This window comes from Bacillus sp. AFS088145 (genome assembly GCF_002564465.1).
Taxonomy (GTDB): domain Bacteria; phylum Bacillota; class Bacilli; order Bacillales; family Bacillaceae_G; genus Gottfriedia.
In genome coordinates, this window is record NZ_NUUX01000021.1 from 274,399 (window position 1) to 293,545 (window position 19,147).

A 19,147-nucleotide genomic window follows, 5' to 3' on the forward strand; every position below is an offset into this window, starting at 1 on the left:
TCGATTTAGTAAGAGTTGGAACATATTAGCAGGTTTTCCATTTAAAATTAGCTACCATTTTATCATTTTTAGCTCCTGATACCTTAACTGGTATGGGTAATATTTCATTTTAATTGCTATTTTCAAAATTTAATTGCAGTTTTGCCAATTTTTAATTGCGGTTTTCAGAATTTATTTGCAGTCCACAGTTTATTAGCACAAATAGACTCCTTAATTGCAGTCCACTCTTCCTCAATTGAACTTGCATTCTTTTAAGAGATAGACAATCTACGGGGTTACCCAGGTCAAGCTCACCAAATGTTTTATGACAAGAAATGCAACATATTCCACAAATCACCAAGTTGTTGATAGTATTTCCAAAGTTTATATGATAATATGAAACTATAAATCACGCAAGCGTGATTAATACATGATAAGGAGTGTTAATAGCATATGGCAATTTCTTTACAAAAAGGTCAAAAAGTCGACCTTACAAAAGGAAGAGCGGGACTTTCCTCTTTAATTGTAGGTTTAGGTTGGGATCCGGTGAAAAAAAGTGGTGGTTTCTTCGGATTTGGTAAACAAGAAAACATTGACTGTGACGCTTCTGTTTTAATGTTAGATGAAAATGACAAGTTAAGAAGTGCAAGTGATGTAATCTATTTTGGAAACAAAAAAAGCTTATGCGGTAGCGTAATTCATTCTGGAGATAATCTAACAGGTGATGGCAACGGTGACGATGAGCAAGTATTTGTTAATTTAAATAAGGTTCCATCTTATGTACATAAACTTGTATTTGTTGTAAATATCTATGCTTGTGTACAACGTAAGCAAGATTTCGGTATGATTAAAAACGCATTTATTCGAGTAGTAGACAAGTCAGCAAACGCTGAGTTAGTAAACTACAATATTACTGATAATTATTCAGGATTAACTGCGTTATACCCTGGTGAGATTTATCGCCATAATGGGGAATGGAAGTTCTCTGCAGTTGGAGAGGGAACAAAAGATATAGCATTAGATAAAATTGTTCAACGTTTTCAATAAATAATTAACATGATGGAAAAGGAGTGCATTTAAAATGACAGTAAATTTATTAAAAGGGCAAAAGGTAGATTTAACGAAAACAAATCCTGGTTTAACGAACATTGTTGTTGGATTAGGTTGGGACACTAATAAGTACAGTGGCGGTAATGACTTTGACTTAGACTCATCAGTATTTTTATTAAATGGAGCTAGTAAATGTGCTACTGAAAAAGACTTCGTATTTTACAACAATACAGTAGGTGGGAATGGTTCAGTTGAACACCATGGCGATAACAGAACTGGCGCTGGTGATGGTGACGATGAGCAAGTTACAGTTAATCTAGCAAACGTTCCTGCTTCAGTAGAAAAGATCGCATTTGCTATTACGATTCATGAAGCTGATGCACGTAACCAAAATTTTGGACAAGTAAGCAACTCTTATGTTCGTATTTTAAATGAAACGAATGGTGAAGAATTAATTCGTTATGATCTAGGTGAAGATTTCTCAATTGAAACTTCAGTAGTAGTTGGTGAATTATATCGTCACAACGGCGAATGGAAATTCAATGCAATTGGTAGCGGTTACCAAGGCGGTTTAATTTCACTAGTTAGAGATTACGGCTTAGACGCTTAAGTTTACCTAGAAAAAAAGTATTTTGATAGTCAAGAGGGGAAAGTGTTTTATTTCCCCTTTATTATCGTTTAGCACATCTTTAGAAAATGGTTTCTAAAGATGTCCTAGATTGTAATTTAAGTTTAAAATGTTTTCCTAATGTAATGTTGCATTATTTGGAAGTTCGGGGTGGGATTTTGAATAAACAAAGTAATACGATAAATTTAAATGATCCAAGTTTACTTAGTTCGCGTCAAGCGTGTCAAGAATGGGGGATCAATGACTCAACATTACGGAAACGAATAAATGATTTTCCAGACGGTACGATACGTAAATTTGGTTCCTCTTGGGTAGTAACTCGTGAAGGTATGTTAGCAGTTTTCGGACAACCAAAAATGAAATAATAACATCGGAAAGGAGTCTCTATATGTCTGCGATCAACCCAAAAACCATGGATATTAATCAACATGAGTGGTTGAGTATCTTAAAACAACCTTCTAAATTAAGACAGTCTTATCAAGTAGAAGGAGAAACCATACAGTTTAATCAAATTGCATGGAGAATTTTAGGAACAAACATTGACGAAGATGAGTATTTTGAAAACTTATATGAACTAGTACATGACGAGTCTTTAAATGTCATTCTATTAAGCGAAGATTTAAACAAGACAATTTCGAATGAAATGTTACAAGCAGTTCAAAGAATAGTAACAATAAACACTGCTGAAAATGGATTGTCAGTGAACAGACTAATTGCATTCCTTGAAGGTGAGCGATTAATTCCGAAGCACGAAAATCAGAACATACATAGACATATTCGCGAGCAAATTAAATCCGTATTATCTATCTTTAAAGATTCACATAAAAATGGATTCCTTGATAGTAATTTTAGAAGGATCATAGTTGATCTCGTGAAATGGTTACATAACCATGTAAATAAATGGATTGAGAGTTTTCCTAATAGTTCTCCACTTATCTTATGGTATGGTGACACAACATTAAGTGAATGTTATTTCCTTTACTTGCTAATCCTTTTAGGTTTTGATGTTGCTATATTTCATCCTGAAGGAAAAGATTCATTATCTCATTTATTAGGTACCAAGAGCGACGGAATTAAAATACTACCTTCAACGACATCTTTAGTACCATTTCCACTAGAAAAGCCAGTTAGGAAGAGTACAGTTGCCCATAGAGCAACAAAGGAAATTGAGAAATTATTGCATACTGAGGATTCACTATTATTTAAACCATGGCAATTTAGAAATTATGCCCCAAGATCAATTACGTTAAAAACAACCTTTGATGAACTATTCATTTTACATAAAGAAAGAGCAATGTTACGTCCTAATTTTCAAGTAAAAGACAATAGTGTTGGAATACCGGTTTTCTTTATGAAGATTTTAGGTGTGACGAAAAACCATCGTGAATATTGGGAAAAGATTGGCCAATTAACTGAAAGTAATTTAACACTTAAAATAGATAAATTTCCATTTACCCAATTGGTTAAAGGAAACCAACAATATCATTATCAAAATGCATTAGGGCATGACGGGCTACTTGATCCCTATAAGATATTGGCTAGTAACTGGTGGAGATATAAAGAACTTCCAAGCGGATTACAGTTTGGTCTAGCTTCTGCTATATCTAGATATGTAGACCGAGCAAATATTAAGTCACTACCAAATGAAACAAAGGCTCAGACACAACTATTTTTATTTAGCCAATCTATGAATATACCAAATGAAATATTAAGATTACTACAACAGTTTGATTACACACAACAAGTTCCAAAATTAATTATTTATAATACAGAAAGAGATGGTGAACTAAATAGAAACGACGCAGCACTACTTCTATTATTAAATGAGTTTGGAGTGGATCTAGTTTTACTTAATCCAACGGGTCAGAATGATATCGAATTATTCGTAGATGACAAATTATTCGATTCCCATTGGCTAGATGAAGTTACTTTTGATACTGAATTTCAAGTGTTGCGAGCATCAGGACAGTCACTAATTAAAAATCTATTTAGAAAAATAGTTAAATAAAGGGGAACATAAAATGTCTATAAATGCACTTTCTAGTTTAGAAAAGCAAGATGAAATTTTGAATGCAAATGATATGAAATTGCAATTAAGAAATGAACCTGAAGTACACCGTTTAGCAAGTTCAATAGACCATAAAAACCAAATCGCTTTATTGGAGTACGGGAAAGAACCAGCAACTGAAATTTCAACCTTCTCAGGTAAAATATTAAATACAATTAAGGCTTCAAGTATGGAAGAGTCTAGCGTTCTATTAAAACAATTAGGGAAAATTATGGACCGCTTTGATGCGAAGGATTTTGCAGAAGAAAAAGGGTTTCTTTCAAAAATTTTTAATCGTGGTCAAAAGTTAATTGATAAATTATTTGATAAATATCAATCAATGGGTACAGAAATTGATAAAGTCTATGTAGAAATTACAAAGTATGAACACGAAATGAAAACATCTACAAACACATTAGAACAACTTTACGAGCAAAACGTAGCATATTATATGGAGTTAGAAAAATATATTGTAGCTGCAGAAATGAAAGCAGAAGAGTTAAAAACACAGCTTCCTGCTTTAACTGAACGAGCTGGATCAGGAAATCAACTTGCTATGATGGAGTTAGATTCCTTAAAAAATGCGATCGAGTTACTTGAACAACGTACTTACGATTTAGAAATGGCAAAACAAGTTGCTTATCAATCAGCTCCGCAAATTCGTTTATTACAACGTGGTAATACTAAACTGATTGGTAAAATTAACTCAGCCTTTGTAACAACAATTCCAATTTTTAAAACTGCATTAATTAATGCAATAGCAGCTAAGAGACAAAATTTAGTCGCTCAATCAATGAATGAATTAGATAAGAGAACAAACGAATTATTATTACGTAATGCTAATACAATTTCACAGCAAAGTGTGGATATTGCTAGATTATCAGGATCCCCTAGCATTAAGATCGAGACGATGGAAGAAACTTGGAATATCATTATGAAGGGGATGCAAGAAACGAAAGCGATTGAAGAAGAAAATAAAATTCAACGTGAACAAGGTAAATTGCGTTTAGAGCAACTGCAAGAAAACTTCATTAAACTTAAGCAAGGAAAGTAAGATATTAAGAGTTATTCAATAGTTTTTTAAAAGTCAGTGGCCGACAAGCTACTGACTTTTGTCTTTATTGCGTTTTTACTAAACGGTTCTTAACTATTTAATTAATACTAAAATAAATGATGCTTCTTATTAGATAATCGGGGAGCCTTTTTAGCATTTTTAATTCTTTTATTTTAAAAAAATGTTATTATAATATAATGAGATGAAATGAAAAGTTAATGCTAAAGTACATAGCGTTGTAAATAAATGGAAGACAAGAATAGTGTCACTTAATTAAATGATTAAATTTGATAAGTGAATAATTCTGAAAGTTCTGTAACTATGATGGAAATATATTGACAATAAAAGTCGCTTTAGTATAATTAATGATTGAAAATGATTATCAACTTCAACGTTAATTAAGGAGAGAACGAAATGATTACCAATATCAAAATGCCCAAATTGCTTGGGATTGTCATGTCTTTATTTTTATTGATTGGTCTAGTTGGCTGTTCATCAGATTCAAGTAAAAAGTCTGATAAAAATTCTTCAAATGAATCTGCAGTCACAGTTGATACTAAATTCGGCAAAGTCGAGATTAAAGGGCATCCGAAACGTGTTGTTGCACTAGGCTGGGGAGATGCAGAGACTGCACTAAGTCTTGGTGTTGAACCAATCGGTGCAAGTGACTGGCTTGCTTTTGGTGGTGACGGTGTAGGACCTTGGTTAAAAGGTGCATATAAAAAATCACCAACTATTCTTGGAACAATGGAACTTGATTATGAGAAAATTGCTTCTCTTAAACCAGATTTAATTCTTGATGTAAAATCTTCAGGTGATGAAGAACGATACAAACGCCTTTCAGAAATCGCTCCAACAGTTGGGGTTCCTAAGGGTGGAGATAATTATTTAACGACTACTACAGACCAGGTGCGAATGATTGCACAAGCCCTTGGTAAAGTAGATAAAGGTGAAGAACTACTTAAGGATGTAGATGTGGCATTTGATAAAGCGGCTAAGTCAAATCCAGAATTTGCAGGTAAAACGGTTGCAGTTGGTGCTTATGATTCTTCAGGTTTTGGTGCGTACGTAAAAGGCGATTCTCGTGTTGATTTTGTAACGCGTCTTGGATTCAAAAATAAGGAAGAGATTGAAAAATTAGCTAAAGGTAATTTCTTTATTAAAGTTGCTGACGAAAAGTTAGATCTATTAAATGCTGATCTTACGATTGTTTTACCTATTTTTGTTGATCCAATAGAGATAACAAATAATAAACTTTATCAGAAGATTCCTTCTGTAGCTGATGGAAGATCAATTATTCTTGATACAAATTCATCAAACGCATTCTCAACAGGAACGGTTCCTGCATTATTATGGGCAATCGATAATTTACCACAACAGTTTAAAAAAGCATTAGAAGGCGGGGAGTAAAACAGTGACAGCGATGAAGCAACCAAAAAACAAAACAACTCAAGTAGTTGGGGAAAATAAAAAGACAATTACTTCAATGCGGTTGCAACGATTTTTGGGCTTCATCGTAGCACTATTGCTTTTGGTAGCTGTAGTGTTTTTAAGTTTAATGATCGGTGCTAAATCCATACCTTTTGGAGTAGTATGGGATGCGTTGTTTTCACCAAACAATAGCTATGACCACACAATCATTCATAATACTAGGATACCACGAACACTTATTGCACTAATCGTTGGTCCTGGATTTGGACTAGCTGGAGCATTAATTCAGGTACTGACTAGAAATCCACTAGCAGACCCTGGTATTCTTGGTGTAAATGCTGGGGCAGCCTTCGCAGTTGCGATCGGAATTGGTGTATTTTCTGTTACATCGATGTCTGCTTATATGTGGTTTGCACTTGCCGGTGCATTAATTGCGACAATAGCTGTGTACGTTATAAGTGGAGGAGCTGGTAAAAAAGCTCCCACCCCTGTTCAAATTACACTTGCTGGGGTAGCACTAGGTGCCACTTTGAGTGGGATTACTACATCATTGACATTAATCAATAGTAAGGCATTTGCACGAATGCTGAACTGGAGTGTAGGGACATTAGCTAGGAGAAGTCTTGATGACCTTTGGCTTGTTCTGCCCATTTTAATCGTTGGTGCATTATTAGCTTTTGTTATTACTCCTGCATTAAACGCGATTGCCTTCGGAGATGATCGTGCATCCTCTTTAGGAGTAAATGTTGGTGTGACTCGTGCAATAGGTTTGATTGCAATTACACTATTAGCTGGCGGGGCAACTGCAATAGCTGGACCAATTGGTTTTATAGGTTTAATGGTGCCACATTGTGTAAGATGGTTTGTCGGTCCAGACCAATTCTGGATTTTTTTATACTCAATAGTAGCAGCACCGATCATACTCATCCTTTCAGATATTATTGGTAGAGTTGTATTGTTACCTTCAGAAGTTCCAGTAGGAATCATCACGGGACTAGTTGGTGCACCGATTCTATTGATTCTTGTTCGTAGACGTAAAGCGAGTGGATTATAAAATGAAAATGATTTGTGGCAAAGGTTTGGATGTAAGAAGGAGTGAATATTATGCGCCCCATTAATTATGGCAGGCACTATCTACAACTGAAATGGCCTGTAAAGGCGCGAATTGATGTGAGGAGCATGATTGTTACGGCAATCCTTCTTATAGCCACGATTGCAATTGCAATGTTTGCATTAATGGTAGGCACACTGAAATTGAGTGTTCACGAAGTTTTTTCTGCTTTAATTGGCCAAGCGACAGGGATGACGAGAACTGTTGTGGTCGAATGGCGGTTACCACGGGTGGTGGCTGCGATTGTTTTTGGTGCAGGTTTAGCAATAAGTGGCATGATTTTTCAATCAATCACTCGGAATCCATTAGGGTCTCCTGATATCATTGGTTTTACCTCAGGCTCTTATACTGGAGCACTTATTGTGCTTCTTGTCTCTAAGTCGACTTCTAACATTAGTGTAGCTGGTGGGGCTTTGATTGGTGGATTCACAACGGCTCTCCTTATCTATTTGCTGCTTTTCGAAAAGGAACGCAGAACTTTCGCCTAATTATTGTCGGAATAGCAGTCTCGGCGATCTTAGGAAGTATCAATTCGATGCTCCTTATTAAAAGTGATGCAGAGGTTGCGTTAACTGCAGCGGCTTGGGGAGTTGGATCATTAAATGGGATTGATTGGGAACAATTAGTTCCTCCAGCAATTGCAGTCATTGTTCTCATTATTTGTGCTGGGATCATGAACAGACCATTGCGTGAAATGGAGTTCGGCATGGATGCTGCGAAATCTCATGGTGTTCGAATTGAACGATCCCAACTATTACTCATTCTTATTGCAGTTGCATTGACGGCTGCTCCAACTGCGGTTATTGGACCAGTTAGTTTTGTGGCGCTTGTTGCACCGCAAATCGCTAAACGTATCACCAAATCAGAGGAAAGTATTTTACCATCAGCAATGATGGGAGCGTTTCTTTTACTTGGAGCGGATGTTCTTGCGCAAAGAGTAATTCCAGGAACAATATTTCCAGTAGGTGTGGTAACTTTATCATTAGGTGGAATATACTTAGTGTGGCTATTATTTCGTCAAGCAAGATCAGCAGCTTAAACGAATTAAATATGTACAAGGTTTAGTAGGACCTTTCTCGCAAGGGGTTTCAAGTATTACGATATTCTGATTGAAAGAAGTTGAAAATGAATTATGAAGTTAACAGCGGCAGAAATTCAAAGCCAAAAGACCATACAAACAGAGTCAAGGCTTTGGACAGAAAACATTACAATCAAATACGATAATCGGGTAATATCCAGAAACCTTTCAGTACAAATCCCAGACGGATCATTTACAGTAATTGTTGGTCCAAATGGATGTGGGAAATCAACCTTACTTCGAACACTTTCAAATTTGTTAAAGCCATCTGAAGGACAAATTTTACTAGATGGAAAAGCTATTACATCTTATAAGTCAAAGGAAGTAGCCCGTAAACTAGGTCTATTACCTCAATCATCAACTGCTCCAGACGGAATAACAGTAGCGAATTTGATCGCACATGGTCGATATCCATATCAGAGTCTTATAAGACAATGGACTGATGAAGATGAAGCAGCAGTAATGTCTGCGATGGAGCTTACAAATACGAGTGATTTGTCACATCGATACGTAGACGAACTATCCGGAGGACAAAGACAAAGAGTTTGGGTCGCGATGGTACTTGCCCAACAAACACCAATGCTCCTACTTGATGAACCAACGACTTACCTTGATATTGCTCATCAAATTGAGTTATTAGAGTTATTTAAAGATCTTAATCATCAAGGGAATACATTAGTTGCTGTTTTACATGATTTGAACCATGCTGCGAGATATGCAGATAATATTATCGCGATGAAGGATGGCCAAGTTATTGCACAAGGAGATCCTCGGGAGATTATCACTGCAAAACTAGTTGAAGAAGTCTTCGGTTTAAAGTGCATCATAATAGATGATCCAATTGCAGGTACACCACTAGTCGTTCCATTAGGTAAGGATAGTTAACTTGTGATTTTAGTTTAATATCACTAATAAAAAAATAAGNNCTTATTTTTTTATTAGTGATTTTTTGTTGAGTTAATTTTTCTAGCTTACTTAGTCATACTTAAAAATCAATTTACTGTCATTAATTCATCTATCTTTATATCAAGTTTTTTATTAAGAAATTTTAATTTGAACTAATTGTATTTGTTTGAAATAATCATAGTGGGATAAAAAAGTATTTAATACAATTGTTCTAGTAAATGACAAAGCGGAGAATTCATATGAATAAAGAAATGGAAGTAGTCGATCATCTTGAGGAACTGCGTAAAAGAATTATCATTACAGCAGTTACTTTTATTGTTCTATTTATAATTGGGCTCGTTTATGTAGAACCAATTTATAAATTCTTAACAAAGGATTTAACATATAAACTAGTCGTGCTAAGTCCTGGGGATATATTATGGGTCTATTTTTCGATATCTGCAGTTTTTGCGGCCGTTTTTACGATACCGGTTGCAACTTGGCAAACTTGGTTATTTGTTAAACCGGGTTTACATCCTTCTGAACAGAAAGGGATAGGATTTTATATACCCGCGTTATTTTTTCTGTTTGTTTTTGGACTAGTTATTGGCTATTATTTTGTTTTTCCTAATATCCTTAGATTCCTAACGATAATGGGACAAGGTATGCTTGAACAAAACTATACTGTTGATAAGTATTTCTCTTTTCTTTTTAATCTAGTTGTTCCATTTGCTGCATTTTTTGATATGCCAGTCGTGATTATGTTCTTAACAAAAATCGGCATTGTGAAGCCTAGTTATTTACAGAAAGTGAGAAAATATGCATATTTTATCTTAGTAATCGTGGCGTGTTGTATTTCACCACCTGACTTTATTTCACATATTTCTGTCTCGATTCCATTAATATTATTATATGAACTAAGTATATTAACATCTAAATCGGTATATAGAAAAAAAGAGGTAAATGAGTAAAAGCTCATTTACCTCTTTTTGTTTCAAAGCATTTTTATAAGGTTTATTAAAAAGTCTATACTCTGATAATCTTTTTATTAGTAAATTTTTAAACTTTGAACAAGTTGACTAATCATAAATTCTTCATAAGTTATAAAAAGCTAGGCAAATAACTTTTGTCGCAAAAAAGGATGAAGTAAGGAGCATAAATTATGCATTATTCAATTTGGATCACTGTTTTATTTCTTGCCTTTTCATCTAGTATTGATAATTTTGGAGTAGGAATAACTTATGGAATTCGAGGTATAAAGGTTGGTTTATTAGCGAATTTAATTATTTCAATCATAGCGTTTATTTTCAGTGAAGCAGGTATTGTTTCAGGTCAATATATTTCAAAAGTGTTTCCAGGAACACTTTCGAATGTAATCGGTGCATTTTTTTTACTGGTAATTGGAATTAGAATTGTTCTACTTACTTTTCCAAGAAAAGATAAACAGACCATAATAAATAAGGATGATGAATCAGTTACAAATATCGTTACAAATTATTTAAGTTCACCGGAGAAAGCCGATGTCGATCGTTCAGGGGATATAAGTAGTTTTGAAGCAATCATACTAGGGACTGCTGTTTCAATGAATGCACTTACGAATGGTTTAGGTGTTGGTTTAATCGGACTTTCACCATTTGCAATATCGATAGCGGCCAGTATTTTTAGCTTTTTAGCAATCTGGTTAGGCGTCCTGTTAGGAAAAAAAGTCGCTAATGTGAAAATTGGTGGATGGTCGCTTGGACAATTTAGTTCCATTATTAGTGGAATTATATTGGTGTTGATTGCAATACACAATCTTGTTTAATAAAAGATAAAAGAAAAGAGCTGATGACAGTAATTCAACATCAGCTCTTTTCTTTTTTAGTTACTATGCGATTGTAGATTGGGAGATATCCTCTTGTTCAATTTTTACATCCTTCTTTGAAAAAGAAAGATATCCAACTAGAATAATGATGATAATCGACAGTACTAGTGTGACCGGCCCACCACCGAATCCAAGTCCACCGTGCTTTTGAGATACAGAGCTCCAATCAGAAAATGATGCTCCAACTGGTCTTGTCATAATGTAAGCAAACCAAAATGAGAATATTTCATTTAGCTTGAAGAACTTTCTTCCAATAACCGGAATTGCTAATAAAACTGTGAACAGTATACCAGATGAAAAATAGCCTAAATGCATTGTTGATGCAGTCATATCACCAGCAGCAGTTCCTAAAGCGAATGTTCCCATAACAACTGACCAATATAAGATTTCACGTCGTCGTGTGTATATACTGTGGATCGAGAGAGTTTTCTCCATCTTATACCAAATCATAAAAATAATTGCCAACGAAACGGCAAAAAATACCGTTGATATCACATATGGAACTCCAAGACCAACGTGTACAACATCTGCGGCAACAGTACCAAATACACTAATCATAACAACAACTAGCCAATAAATACTAGGTACATATTTACGAACTTTAAATTGTAAAATTAAAGACAGAATTAGGACGATTAATGCTACTGCAACACCTATTACTGGCGTTAAAGTTTTTACGATATAATCGGAAAACACTTCACCCATACCAGTTGTTAATAACTTAGTAATCCAGAAAAATATTGTTACCTCTGGAACTTTTTTTAACATATTTTCTATTGGTGGATTCATTTTTTTATTTATATGCTTTTGTTCAATTGATTCCATTTCATAATCCTCCTTACTGGATTTAAATATAATGTAAACAAGTTTTATGAAAGGAAAATGAAAATCGTATGTAATTTAGTAAAATTCTAAAATTCAGAAATTATTGTTGTATATCCAATCGTATCCTATTAGAATCAATAAAAAGAAAATGGGTGATAAAATGATTAAGTATCCAGTTTTAAAAAGTGGTGCAAAAATTGGGGTGACCGCACCATCATCAGGCTTAAAAGAGCAGTTCCACGAATTGATGAAGCAATCCATTAACCGCATGGAAAGAGATGGATTTAAAGTGGAATGTGGAGATGTTGTTTGGACGCAGGATAAAGCAAAATCAGCAAATGCTAATAAACGTGCAAATGAATTAAATCGAATGATGAATGATGAGAAAATAGATTTAATTTTTCCGCCGTGGGGTGGAGAGCTTGCAATCGAGATTCTTGATCAATTAGCATTTGAAAGCTATAAAGAAAAATGGATTTTAGGATATTCTGATACGAGTATTATTTTATTTGCATTTACGTTAACAACAGGGATTGCTACTGCACACGGAACAAATTTAATCGATTTAAGAGGAGAATACTCTGACGAGACAACTGCTATGTGGCAGAAGGTGTTAGCAACTAAATCCGGTAGCTCCATCACTCAAACTTCATCCGAATTGTTCCAAGCAAAATGGCAGCATGAAAATCCATCATCATATGTATTTCATTTGACTGAAAAAACAAGTTGGAAAACTATCTCGAATAATGATGAGAAAATCAAAGGAAGACTGCTAGGTGGATGTATTGATGTGATTAGACATCTTGTCGGAACTCCCTATGGAGATGTACGTTCATTTAGAAGTAAATACATTGAAGAGGAACCAATCATTTGGTATCTCGAGAATTGTGAATTGAATACAACAGATTTAAGAAGATCCTTAGTACAAATGCAACTTGCAGGATGGTTTGAAAATTGTGCTGGGATATTATTTGGACGTAGTGCGGCAAATCAAACTGTAGATAACTATACAATAGAAGATGTTTATAATGAGTTAAATGAAGAATTAGCAATCCCAATTATTTATGATATTGATTGCGGTCATGTGCCACCTCAAATTACATTCATTAATGGAGCATTTGCAGAAGTAGATGTTAAGGGTGGAAAAGGTAAGATTGTACAGAGTTTTATATAATGCAAATAGTACGAAGCGTTTTTTATAGAAGAACGCTTATTTTTTTATTAAAATTTAAAAATTATATTAAGGATCTAATAGAGGTGGCAAAATGAAAAAGGTCAATGTAGTCTATACGCTTATCTATGATGAAGTAAATAAAAGTGTTTTAATGGTACAAAATGAAAATGAAGTATGGACATTACCTGGTGGTGCTGTTGAAGAAAATGAAACGCTAAAACAAGCAGCAGTACGTGAGGCATTTGAGGAAACTGGATTAGATGTGGAAGTAGGCAATATTGTCGCGATTAATGAAGCTTTTTTTCCTAACAGAGGGCATCATGCAATTTTAATTACATTTAGTGCAAAGATAATCGGTGGAGATCTAGTCATTTCACGTGAAGAGGAAATCCTACAAATTAAATGGATGAATCTCCAAACGGCAAATCAATTAATGCCATATCATAAGTCGGGAATCGAAAAATTATTAGAGTCATCTGTACCTTATACATTTCAAGGGTAAGTAAATTAGATAAGGGAGTTCACTAAGTGCTTTAGTCTTTTAAAATCGTTCTTATCTATACCTCCGCATTTAATCCTGCCTTTTTGTCTTGTATAAGTGCTTAAAAGACTATAACATAGTAATATTATGGCATAATATAAGAAAGTCAAATTATTAAATAGAATCAGGAGCAGTATAATGATTATCAATAATGAACAAGATTTAGAAGCTTTAAGAAAGATCGGTCGTATCGTAGCGTTAGCGAGAGAAGAAATGAAGGCAAGAGCTGTCGTTGGAATGACAACAAAAGAATTAGATGAAATCGGAAGAAAAGTTCTAGAGGAGCATGGTGCAACTTCAGCTCCACAAAAAGAGTATGATTTTCCTGGCACAACTTGTATTAGTGTTAATGAAGAAGTAGCACATGGAATTCCAGGAGACAGAATACTTCAAGATGGCGATTTAGTTAATGTCGATGTGTCAGCAGCATTAGACGGATACTATGCAGACACTGGAATCTCTTTTGTAGTTGGAAAAGGTGATTTACTAAAAGAGAAGCTTTGTAAAGTTGCAGAAGATGCATTTTGGGCTGCAATGAAAAAAACAAAAGCAGGTTCAAAGCAAAACCAAATTGGAAGAGCAGTATATAATGAAGCAAGTAAAAATGGTTTAAATGTAATTGAAAATCTAACAGGTCACGGAATTGGAAAAAGCCTACACGAAAGCCCACAACATATTTTAAGTTATTTCGACCCAATGGATAAAGCCTTATTAAAAGAAGGCCTTGTATTAGCAGTAGAGCCATTTATCTCTGCAAATGCTGACCACATTATCGAGTCAGGAGATGGCTGGACATTTGTGACGCCAGACAAGAGTTTAGTTGCCCAATGCGAACATACCATTGTTGTAACAAAAGGCGAGCCAATCATCCTAACTCAGATTTGAAAAATAGGAAAAGCGAAGAACTAAAGTTCTTCGCTTTTATTTTTCCGGTTACACTTACTTAGAATAATTTAACTCCCAAGTAAATCCATTTTTATCTTTTACAACTGCAAATCTAGAATTCCAAAATGTGTCTTGAAGCTCCATATGAATTTCACCGTCTTTTGATAACTTTTCATAAATTGAATTAATTTCATCTTCAGAACTCATGTCTAGCGTTGTCCAAACATTATCACCTTTTATTAATGACCTAAAAGCATCTGCAAAATAAATTATACAGTTTTCATTGATATGTAATTCAGCGTGTATGTATTTTCCTTCGTGCCCTTTAAACATTTCCATACCATCGCCGGTTTGTGTGTTTTTTATTTCTCCTCCAAAGATTTGTTTGTAGTATTCCAGTTCTTCTTTACAGTTTTCAACGTAAATATGAGGTAAAATATTTTTCATTTTTTCTCCTCTTTCTTTTGAATATTTATGTATGAATTGCGAACAATAACTCACAGTTTTAAGTATAGCCAAATAGAATAGGTATTGTGCTAAAAGTTAAAATATTTTATAATTTAAATAAATTTAAGTTCGAAAAGGAGGTGTAGAAAAGATGTTACGTTTTCAAATGGTTTGCGCACAAATGATAGAATTTTTATATTATTGTCGTGCAAAATTTGCGTTCTTAGCTGTTAACGGGATAGGTCTGTCTATTTTTAACAATTTAACAACTCAAATAAAACGAAAACGTACTCTTTCCTACGACTTCAATTGATAAAATAATCGTGTGATTACACACTTCTATTTAAATCATTATTAAAGCCATGGATGGGTTCATTAATCTATGGCTTTTTTCTATGGATTGGTACGGAAAATAGAAGGAGAATTATTATGATTGCATGTAGTATAGATAAAATTTCAAAAATGTTTGGTGGAAATTCACTTTTTACGGATTTATCATTTCAAATACATCAAGGTAGCCGTGTAGGTTTAGTTGGAGCAAATGGAAGTGGTAAAACTAGTATTTTTAAACTTTTAACGGGTATAGAATCACCTGATACTGGTTTACTTCATTTTAAAAAAGGATTAAAAACAGGATACTTAGCTCAAATCCCTGTTTTTCCAGATGAGATGACTAGTAGGGATGTTTTATTAACGGTTTTTGAAGAATTACGAAAAATAGAAAATGAAATGAAGCAATTAGAAATAAAAATGTCTAATACGGTAGATGAACGTACTTTAGAACAATTGCTAGTAAGTTATGGATCATTACAAGAGAAGTTTAGTAATAACGGTGGTTATGAGATGGAGGCTTCACTTGCGAAAATTGCTAATGGATTAGGAATCACTGACTTACTTACTAAACAATTTGCTTCTTTAAGCGGTGGTGAAAAAACAAAAATTGGATTAGGGATTGTCCTTTTACAACAACCTGATTTACTATTACTTGATGAACCAACGAATCACTTAGATTTATCAGCTATTGAATGGTTAGGTTCATACTTAAAGGAGTATGAAGGAACGATTATTGTCATCTCGCATGATCGCTATTTTTTAGATGAGGTAGTCAATCATATTTTAGAATTAGAAGATGGTGAAATTAACGTCTACCATACGAATTATTCACAATATGTTATTCAAAAAGAAGAAAGATTACTAAAAGAATTCCAGGCTTATGAAGAGCAGCAAAAGAAAATACAAAAAATGAAAGAAACGATTAAGCGCTTAAGAGAGTGGGCTAATCAAGCAAATCCACCGAATGCTGGTTTGCATAGAAGAGCTAGAAGTATGGAAAAAGCGCTAGAACGAATTGAGAGATTAAAACGACCGGTCTTACAAAAAAAGAAAATGGCATTTCAGTTAGAGGAATCTGGCCGAAGTGGAAAAGATGTAATTGTTGCAGAAAATCTTTCAAAATCCTTTTCAGAAAAAGTTTTATTTAATCAACTTAACTTTTCATTATACTTTGGTGAAAGAGCAGTTATTGTAGGAGATAACGGGACAGGTAAATCAACTTTATTGAAGATGATTTTAGGTCAGTCATCAATCGAGGAAGGAAAAATTAAACTGGGTAGTAACGTAAAGATCGGTTATTTATCACAACATTACGAACCAGTCCATTTGGACCACACCGTACTTCAGGAATTCAGAGAGGAAGTACATGTTACAGAAGGTGAAGCACGTAATATATTAGCTGGCTTTTTATTTTATGGCTTTATGGTCTATCGCAAAGTAAGTCAACTTAGTGGTGGAGAGAGAATGAGATTAAGATTGGCTCAACTTATGTATCAAGATATTAATTTATTAATCGTAGATGAGCCTACTAATCATTTAGATATTGAATCTAGAGAAGTATTAGAAGACGCTCTTGAAAAATTCAAAGGAACCATTCTTTCTGTCTCGCATGACCGTTATTTCATAAATAAGCTATTTTCAAAAATTTATTGGCTAGACAATGGTGGGCTTTTCGAATTTATTGATGAATACCAAATTGCAAAAGAAAAAATGATAATCTATCGAAATAATAGAGAAAAAGAAAAAGTAATTAAAACAAATTCGCATGCTAAACCGATAAAAATAAAAACAAAAATGCGAACGATCGAAGACATTGAAAATGAAATCTATTCTTTAGAAGAAGCAGTCAGTGAAATCAATAAACAAATGTTGCTTGAAAATGATCTAACCATTTTACAGAATTATCATAGAGAACTTGAAGAATTAGACTTAAAAAGTATTGCTTTATATAAAGAACTTGAAGAATGTATTGAATAAGAAATTATCGTAAGTAATTAAAATATAGGATTAATATAAACTCATAGGCAAAAACATCAATTAAATAAATAAAGTTAATTAAATGTCTTAGTACTTGCTCATACCTTTATCAGAATTAATAAGTTATAGGGATATGATTCTATTTAGGTGGTGAGTACATGGTTTTTGATGAATTATATAGTCGATATCCTGGACCAGGATATGCTCAACCAGGACATGGACCGGGTCAAGGTCAAGGACATGGACCAGGATATGGACCAGGTCAAGGACAAGGACATGGGCCAGGATACGGACCAGGTCAAGGACAGGGACATGGGCCAGGATATGGACAAGGACATGGGCCAGGATATGGACCAGGTCAAGGACAAGGACATGGGCCAGGATACGGACCAGGATATGGACCAGGACATGGACCAGGATATGGACCAGGACATGGACCAGGATACGGGCCAGGACATGGACCAGGATACGGGCCGGGACATGGATTTCCTGGACATGGAGGTTATTGGTCTGGAGGGTATTATATTCTGAATGGTAGAAGATGGTACTTTGTGCCAGGGGTTGGATGGGTTGTTGTATAATAAAAAATAATTGGCTGATTAATTTTTTTAATCAGCTCTTACATAATTAATCGAAAAAAACTTCAGAAAAAATACCAGTATCCACCTAAGTGGATAACTGGTATTTTTACTAATTTCACTAGAAAGTATAAATTGGCAGCGCAGAAGAAAACTCGACGTTAGTTGCCAATTTTAGGAATTAAGTATAAGTGCAACTGCGCCTCTGTCTTCACCTAAGGCTCGCCAATCGGCTAGTTTTCTTTATTTTCAACTCCAAAAACAATTCCGCCTTGCTTTCTTGCAGATTCAGTTACTGTTAACACTAGCTTGCTAAGCTCTTTTAAGTTTTCATATTCTGTTTGATTTGATTCTTTTATTATGCTAGTAATATTTTGGATTTCATAAAGCATATCATTTAGTACTTGGCTAACTTCCAATGACTCTCTTTGCTTAGATTTATGGTTAATCAAAGTAATTTTTGAAATTGGAGATGGTTTATCAAGAACTAAAGTTCCAATTTCACCAGTAATTTCACTTTCAATATATGATTGAGAGACTTTAGAGCATTGGATGCTACAAGTGAAGTTTTCATAATTTAACACTAATGTTCCACTACCATCAATACCGGTACGCAGTTTAACAGATGTATAATTTGCTGAGGCTGGTTTTCCGAATAAACCAATCACTACATAAATTGGATAAACACCTAAATCCACTAATGCTCCACCAGAAAATTCGGGAGAGAAAACATTGGGATTCTCACCTCTAAGGAATGCATCATATTTAGAAGAATATTGTAAATAATGCAGATTAGCACTTCTAATTTGGCCGATTTTTTCTAGACCTTCTTTTAAAGCTGTAAAGTTTGGTGAGTGGAAGTTACGAATTGCTTCAAATAAATAAACTCCATTTTCTTCTGCAACTTTAAAGGCATGATCTAATTCATTAATTGTTGAGAAAATTGGTTTTTCACAAATGACATGTTTTTTATTCTTTAATAGTAAAATGCTTTGTTCATAGTGCAATGAGTTCGGTGATGCTATGTATACTACGTCAATATCAGAGCTTGTTGCTAACTCTTCAATATTCGTAAAAAACTTAGGAGCGTTGTGCTTTGTAGCAAATGCTCTTGCAGTTTCTTCATTTCTAGAATAGATCGCAGTTAAATTAAGCAATTTACTATCCTTTGAAGCTTCGATAAAACTTTCTGTAATCCAGCTTGTTCCAATGGTACCTAAATTCATTTTTTCAACTCCTAAAAAATAATTAGTTAACTTT

General features: G+C 34.3%; 19 protein-coding genes and 1 pseudogene. 17 read left to right on the plus strand and 3 right to left on the minus strand.

All coding sequences use genetic code 11. The annotated features are described in order from the left end of the window. Positions 1-432 precede the first annotated feature (432 nt). From COI44_RS14420 to ytaF, 11 genes and pseudogenes are all read left to right on the plus strand, one after another. Positions 433-1,026, plus strand: coding sequence for a TerD family protein (locus COI44_RS14420; protein ID WP_098428579.1), 594 nt, complete (start codon positions 433-435; stop codon positions 1,024-1,026). A 34-nt stretch (positions 1,027-1,060) separates the two neighbouring features. Beyond that, positions 1,061-1,639 (plus strand): TerD family protein, encoded by a 579-nt coding sequence (locus COI44_RS14425; RefSeq protein ID WP_098428580.1) that lies wholly within the window; start codon positions 1,061-1,063, stop codon positions 1,637-1,639. A gap of 176 nt (positions 1,640-1,815) precedes the next feature. Continuing rightward, positions 1,816-2,022 (plus strand): helix-turn-helix domain-containing protein, encoded by a 207-nt coding sequence (locus COI44_RS14430; protein ID WP_025671239.1) that lies wholly within the window; start codon positions 1,816-1,818, stop codon positions 2,020-2,022. A 23-nt stretch (positions 2,023-2,045) separates the two neighbouring features. Beyond that, entirely contained in the window at positions 2,046-3,665 is a 1,620-nt protein-coding gene (locus tag COI44_RS14435; protein WP_098428581.1) for a YceG family protein, read from the plus strand. A 13-nt stretch (positions 3,666-3,678) separates the two neighbouring features. Beyond that, complete coding sequence (locus tag COI44_RS14440; RefSeq protein WP_098428582.1) at positions 3,679-4,758, plus strand: toxic anion resistance protein; 1,080 nt, start codon at positions 3,679-3,681, stop codon at positions 4,756-4,758. A gap of 414 nt (positions 4,759-5,172) precedes the next feature. Next, positions 5,173-6,168 (plus strand): iron-siderophore ABC transporter substrate-binding protein, encoded by a 996-nt coding sequence (locus COI44_RS14445; protein WP_098428583.1) that lies wholly within the window; start codon positions 5,173-5,175, stop codon positions 6,166-6,168. A gap of 13 nt (positions 6,169-6,181) precedes the next feature. Next, complete coding sequence (locus COI44_RS14450; protein WP_286163933.1) at positions 6,182-7,243, plus strand: FecCD family ABC transporter permease; 1,062 nt, start codon at positions 6,182-6,184, stop codon at positions 7,241-7,243. Between the two features lie 182 nt (positions 7,244-7,425). Beyond that, positions 7,426-8,339: pseudogene (locus tag COI44_RS14455) on the plus strand (FecCD family ABC transporter permease). A 93-nt stretch (positions 8,340-8,432) separates the two neighbouring features. Further along, the gene (locus COI44_RS14460; protein WP_098428585.1) at positions 8,433-9,263 is read left to right on the plus strand and encodes an ABC transporter ATP-binding protein; all 831 of its coding nucleotides are present in this window, start codon (positions 8,433-8,435) and stop codon (positions 9,261-9,263) included. A gap of 260 nt (positions 9,264-9,523) precedes the next feature. Continuing rightward, positions 9,524-10,234 (plus strand): twin-arginine translocase subunit TatC, encoded by a 711-nt coding sequence (gene tatC, locus COI44_RS14465; protein ID WP_254664620.1) that lies wholly within the window; start codon positions 9,524-9,526, stop codon positions 10,232-10,234. 191 nt (positions 10,235-10,425) lie between these two features. Then, complete coding sequence (gene ytaF / locus COI44_RS14470) at positions 10,426-11,067, plus strand: sporulation membrane protein YtaF (RefSeq protein ID WP_098428586.1); 642 nt, start codon at positions 10,426-10,428, stop codon at positions 11,065-11,067. Between the two features lie 63 nt (positions 11,068-11,130). Here ytaF and COI44_RS14475 read toward each other — a convergent pair whose 3' ends face one another. Continuing rightward, on the minus strand, positions 11,131-11,952 hold the full coding sequence (locus COI44_RS14475; RefSeq protein WP_286163923.1) for a COG4705 family protein: 822 nt from the start codon (positions 11,950-11,952) through the stop codon (positions 11,131-11,133). A gap of 160 nt (positions 11,953-12,112) precedes the next feature. Between COI44_RS14475 and COI44_RS14480 the strand changes: the two genes are divergently transcribed. The 3 genes from COI44_RS14480 to map all read left to right on the plus strand — a co-directional run bounded on the left by COI44_RS14480 (position 12,113) and on the right by map (position 14,552). Further along, the gene (locus COI44_RS14480) at positions 12,113-13,126 is read left to right on the plus strand and encodes a S66 family peptidase (RefSeq protein ID WP_098428587.1); all 1,014 of its coding nucleotides are present in this window, start codon (positions 12,113-12,115) and stop codon (positions 13,124-13,126) included. 91 nt (positions 13,127-13,217) lie between these two features. Next, positions 13,218-13,628: an NUDIX hydrolase gene (locus COI44_RS14485; protein WP_098428588.1), complete on the plus strand. Its 411-nt coding sequence runs from the start codon at positions 13,218-13,220 to the stop codon at positions 13,626-13,628. A gap of 177 nt (positions 13,629-13,805) precedes the next feature. After that, positions 13,806-14,552, plus strand: coding sequence for a type I methionyl aminopeptidase (gene map / locus COI44_RS14490; protein ID WP_098428589.1), 747 nt, complete (start codon positions 13,806-13,808; stop codon positions 14,550-14,552). Positions 14,553-14,606: 54 nt separating this feature from the next. Here the strand turns inward: map and COI44_RS14495 are convergent, their stop codons facing one another. Beyond that, complete coding sequence (locus COI44_RS14495) at positions 14,607-14,999, minus strand: VOC family protein (RefSeq protein ID WP_098428590.1); 393 nt, start codon at positions 14,997-14,999, stop codon at positions 14,607-14,609. A 181-nt stretch (positions 15,000-15,180) separates the two neighbouring features. On the opposite strand from COI44_RS14495, the gene COI44_RS24640 reads away from it, so the two are divergent. From COI44_RS24640 to COI44_RS14505, 3 genes are all read left to right on the plus strand, one after another. Further along, on the plus strand, positions 15,181-15,312 hold the full coding sequence (locus COI44_RS24640; protein ID WP_286145497.1) for an RAxF-45 family protein: 132 nt from the start codon (positions 15,181-15,183) through the stop codon (positions 15,310-15,312). A 116-nt stretch (positions 15,313-15,428) separates the two neighbouring features. Continuing rightward, positions 15,429-17,309, plus strand: coding sequence for a ribosomal protection-like ABC-F family protein (gene abc-f, locus COI44_RS14500; RefSeq protein ID WP_098428591.1), 1,881 nt, complete (start codon positions 15,429-15,431; stop codon positions 17,307-17,309). Between the two features lie 158 nt (positions 17,310-17,467). Continuing rightward, entirely contained in the window at positions 17,468-17,890 is a 423-nt protein-coding gene (locus tag COI44_RS14505; protein ID WP_098428592.1) for a hypothetical protein, read from the plus strand. A gap of 230 nt (positions 17,891-18,120) precedes the next feature. Here COI44_RS14505 and COI44_RS14510 read toward each other — a convergent pair whose 3' ends face one another. Continuing rightward, positions 18,121-19,113, minus strand: a complete 993-nt coding sequence (locus tag COI44_RS14510) for a Gfo/Idh/MocA family protein (RefSeq protein WP_098428593.1) — start codon at positions 19,111-19,113, stop codon at positions 18,121-18,123. Positions 19,114-19,147 lie beyond the last annotated feature (34 nt).

Bases quoted from the DNA above. Each gene is read 5' to 3' on its own strand.
- COI44_RS14420 (WP_098428579.1), top strand. From the start codon at position 433: ATGGCAATTTCTTTACAAAAAGGTCAAAAAGTCGACCTTACAAAAGGA.
- COI44_RS14425 (WP_098428580.1), top strand. From the start codon at position 1,061: ATGACAGTAAATTTATTAAAAGGGCAAAAGGTAGATTTAACGAAAACA.
- COI44_RS14435 (WP_098428581.1), top strand. From the start codon at position 2,046: ATGTCTGCGATCAACCCAAAAACCATGGATATTAATCAACATGAGTGG.
- COI44_RS14440 (WP_098428582.1), top strand. From the start codon at position 3,679: ATGTCTATAAATGCACTTTCTAGTTTAGAAAAGCAAGATGAAATTTTG.
- COI44_RS14445 (WP_098428583.1), top strand. From the start codon at position 5,173: ATGATTACCAATATCAAAATGCCCAAATTGCTTGGGATTGTCATGTCT.
- COI44_RS14450 (WP_286163933.1), top strand. From the start codon at position 6,182: ATGAAGCAACCAAAAAACAAAACAACTCAAGTAGTTGGGGAAAATAAA.
- COI44_RS14460 (WP_098428585.1), top strand. From the start codon at position 8,433: ATGAAGTTAACAGCGGCAGAAATTCAAAGCCAAAAGACCATACAAACA.
- tatC (WP_254664620.1), top strand. From the start codon at position 9,524: ATGAATAAAGAAATGGAAGTAGTCGATCATCTTGAGGAACTGCGTAAA.
- ytaF (WP_098428586.1), top strand. From the start codon at position 10,426: ATGCATTATTCAATTTGGATCACTGTTTTATTTCTTGCCTTTTCATCT.
- COI44_RS14475 (WP_286163923.1), bottom strand. From the start codon at position 11,952: ATGGAATCAATTGAACAAAAGCATATAAATAAAAAAATGAATCCACCA.
- COI44_RS14480 (WP_098428587.1), top strand. From the start codon at position 12,113: ATGATTAAGTATCCAGTTTTAAAAAGTGGTGCAAAAATTGGGGTGACC.
- COI44_RS14485 (WP_098428588.1), top strand. From the start codon at position 13,218: ATGAAAAAGGTCAATGTAGTCTATACGCTTATCTATGATGAAGTAAAT.
- map (WP_098428589.1), top strand. From the start codon at position 13,806: ATGATTATCAATAATGAACAAGATTTAGAAGCTTTAAGAAAGATCGGT.
- COI44_RS14495 (WP_098428590.1), bottom strand. From the start codon at position 14,999: ATGAAAAATATTTTACCTCATATTTACGTTGAAAACTGTAAAGAAGAA.
- COI44_RS24640 (WP_286145497.1), top strand. From the start codon at position 15,181: ATGATAGAATTTTTATATTATTGTCGTGCAAAATTTGCGTTCTTAGCT.
- abc-f (WP_098428591.1), top strand. From the start codon at position 15,429: ATGATTGCATGTAGTATAGATAAAATTTCAAAAATGTTTGGTGGAAAT.
- COI44_RS14505 (WP_098428592.1), top strand. From the start codon at position 17,468: ATGGTTTTTGATGAATTATATAGTCGATATCCTGGACCAGGATATGCT.
- COI44_RS14510 (WP_098428593.1), bottom strand. From the start codon at position 19,113: ATGAATTTAGGTACCATTGGAACAAGCTGGATTACAGAAAGTTTTATC.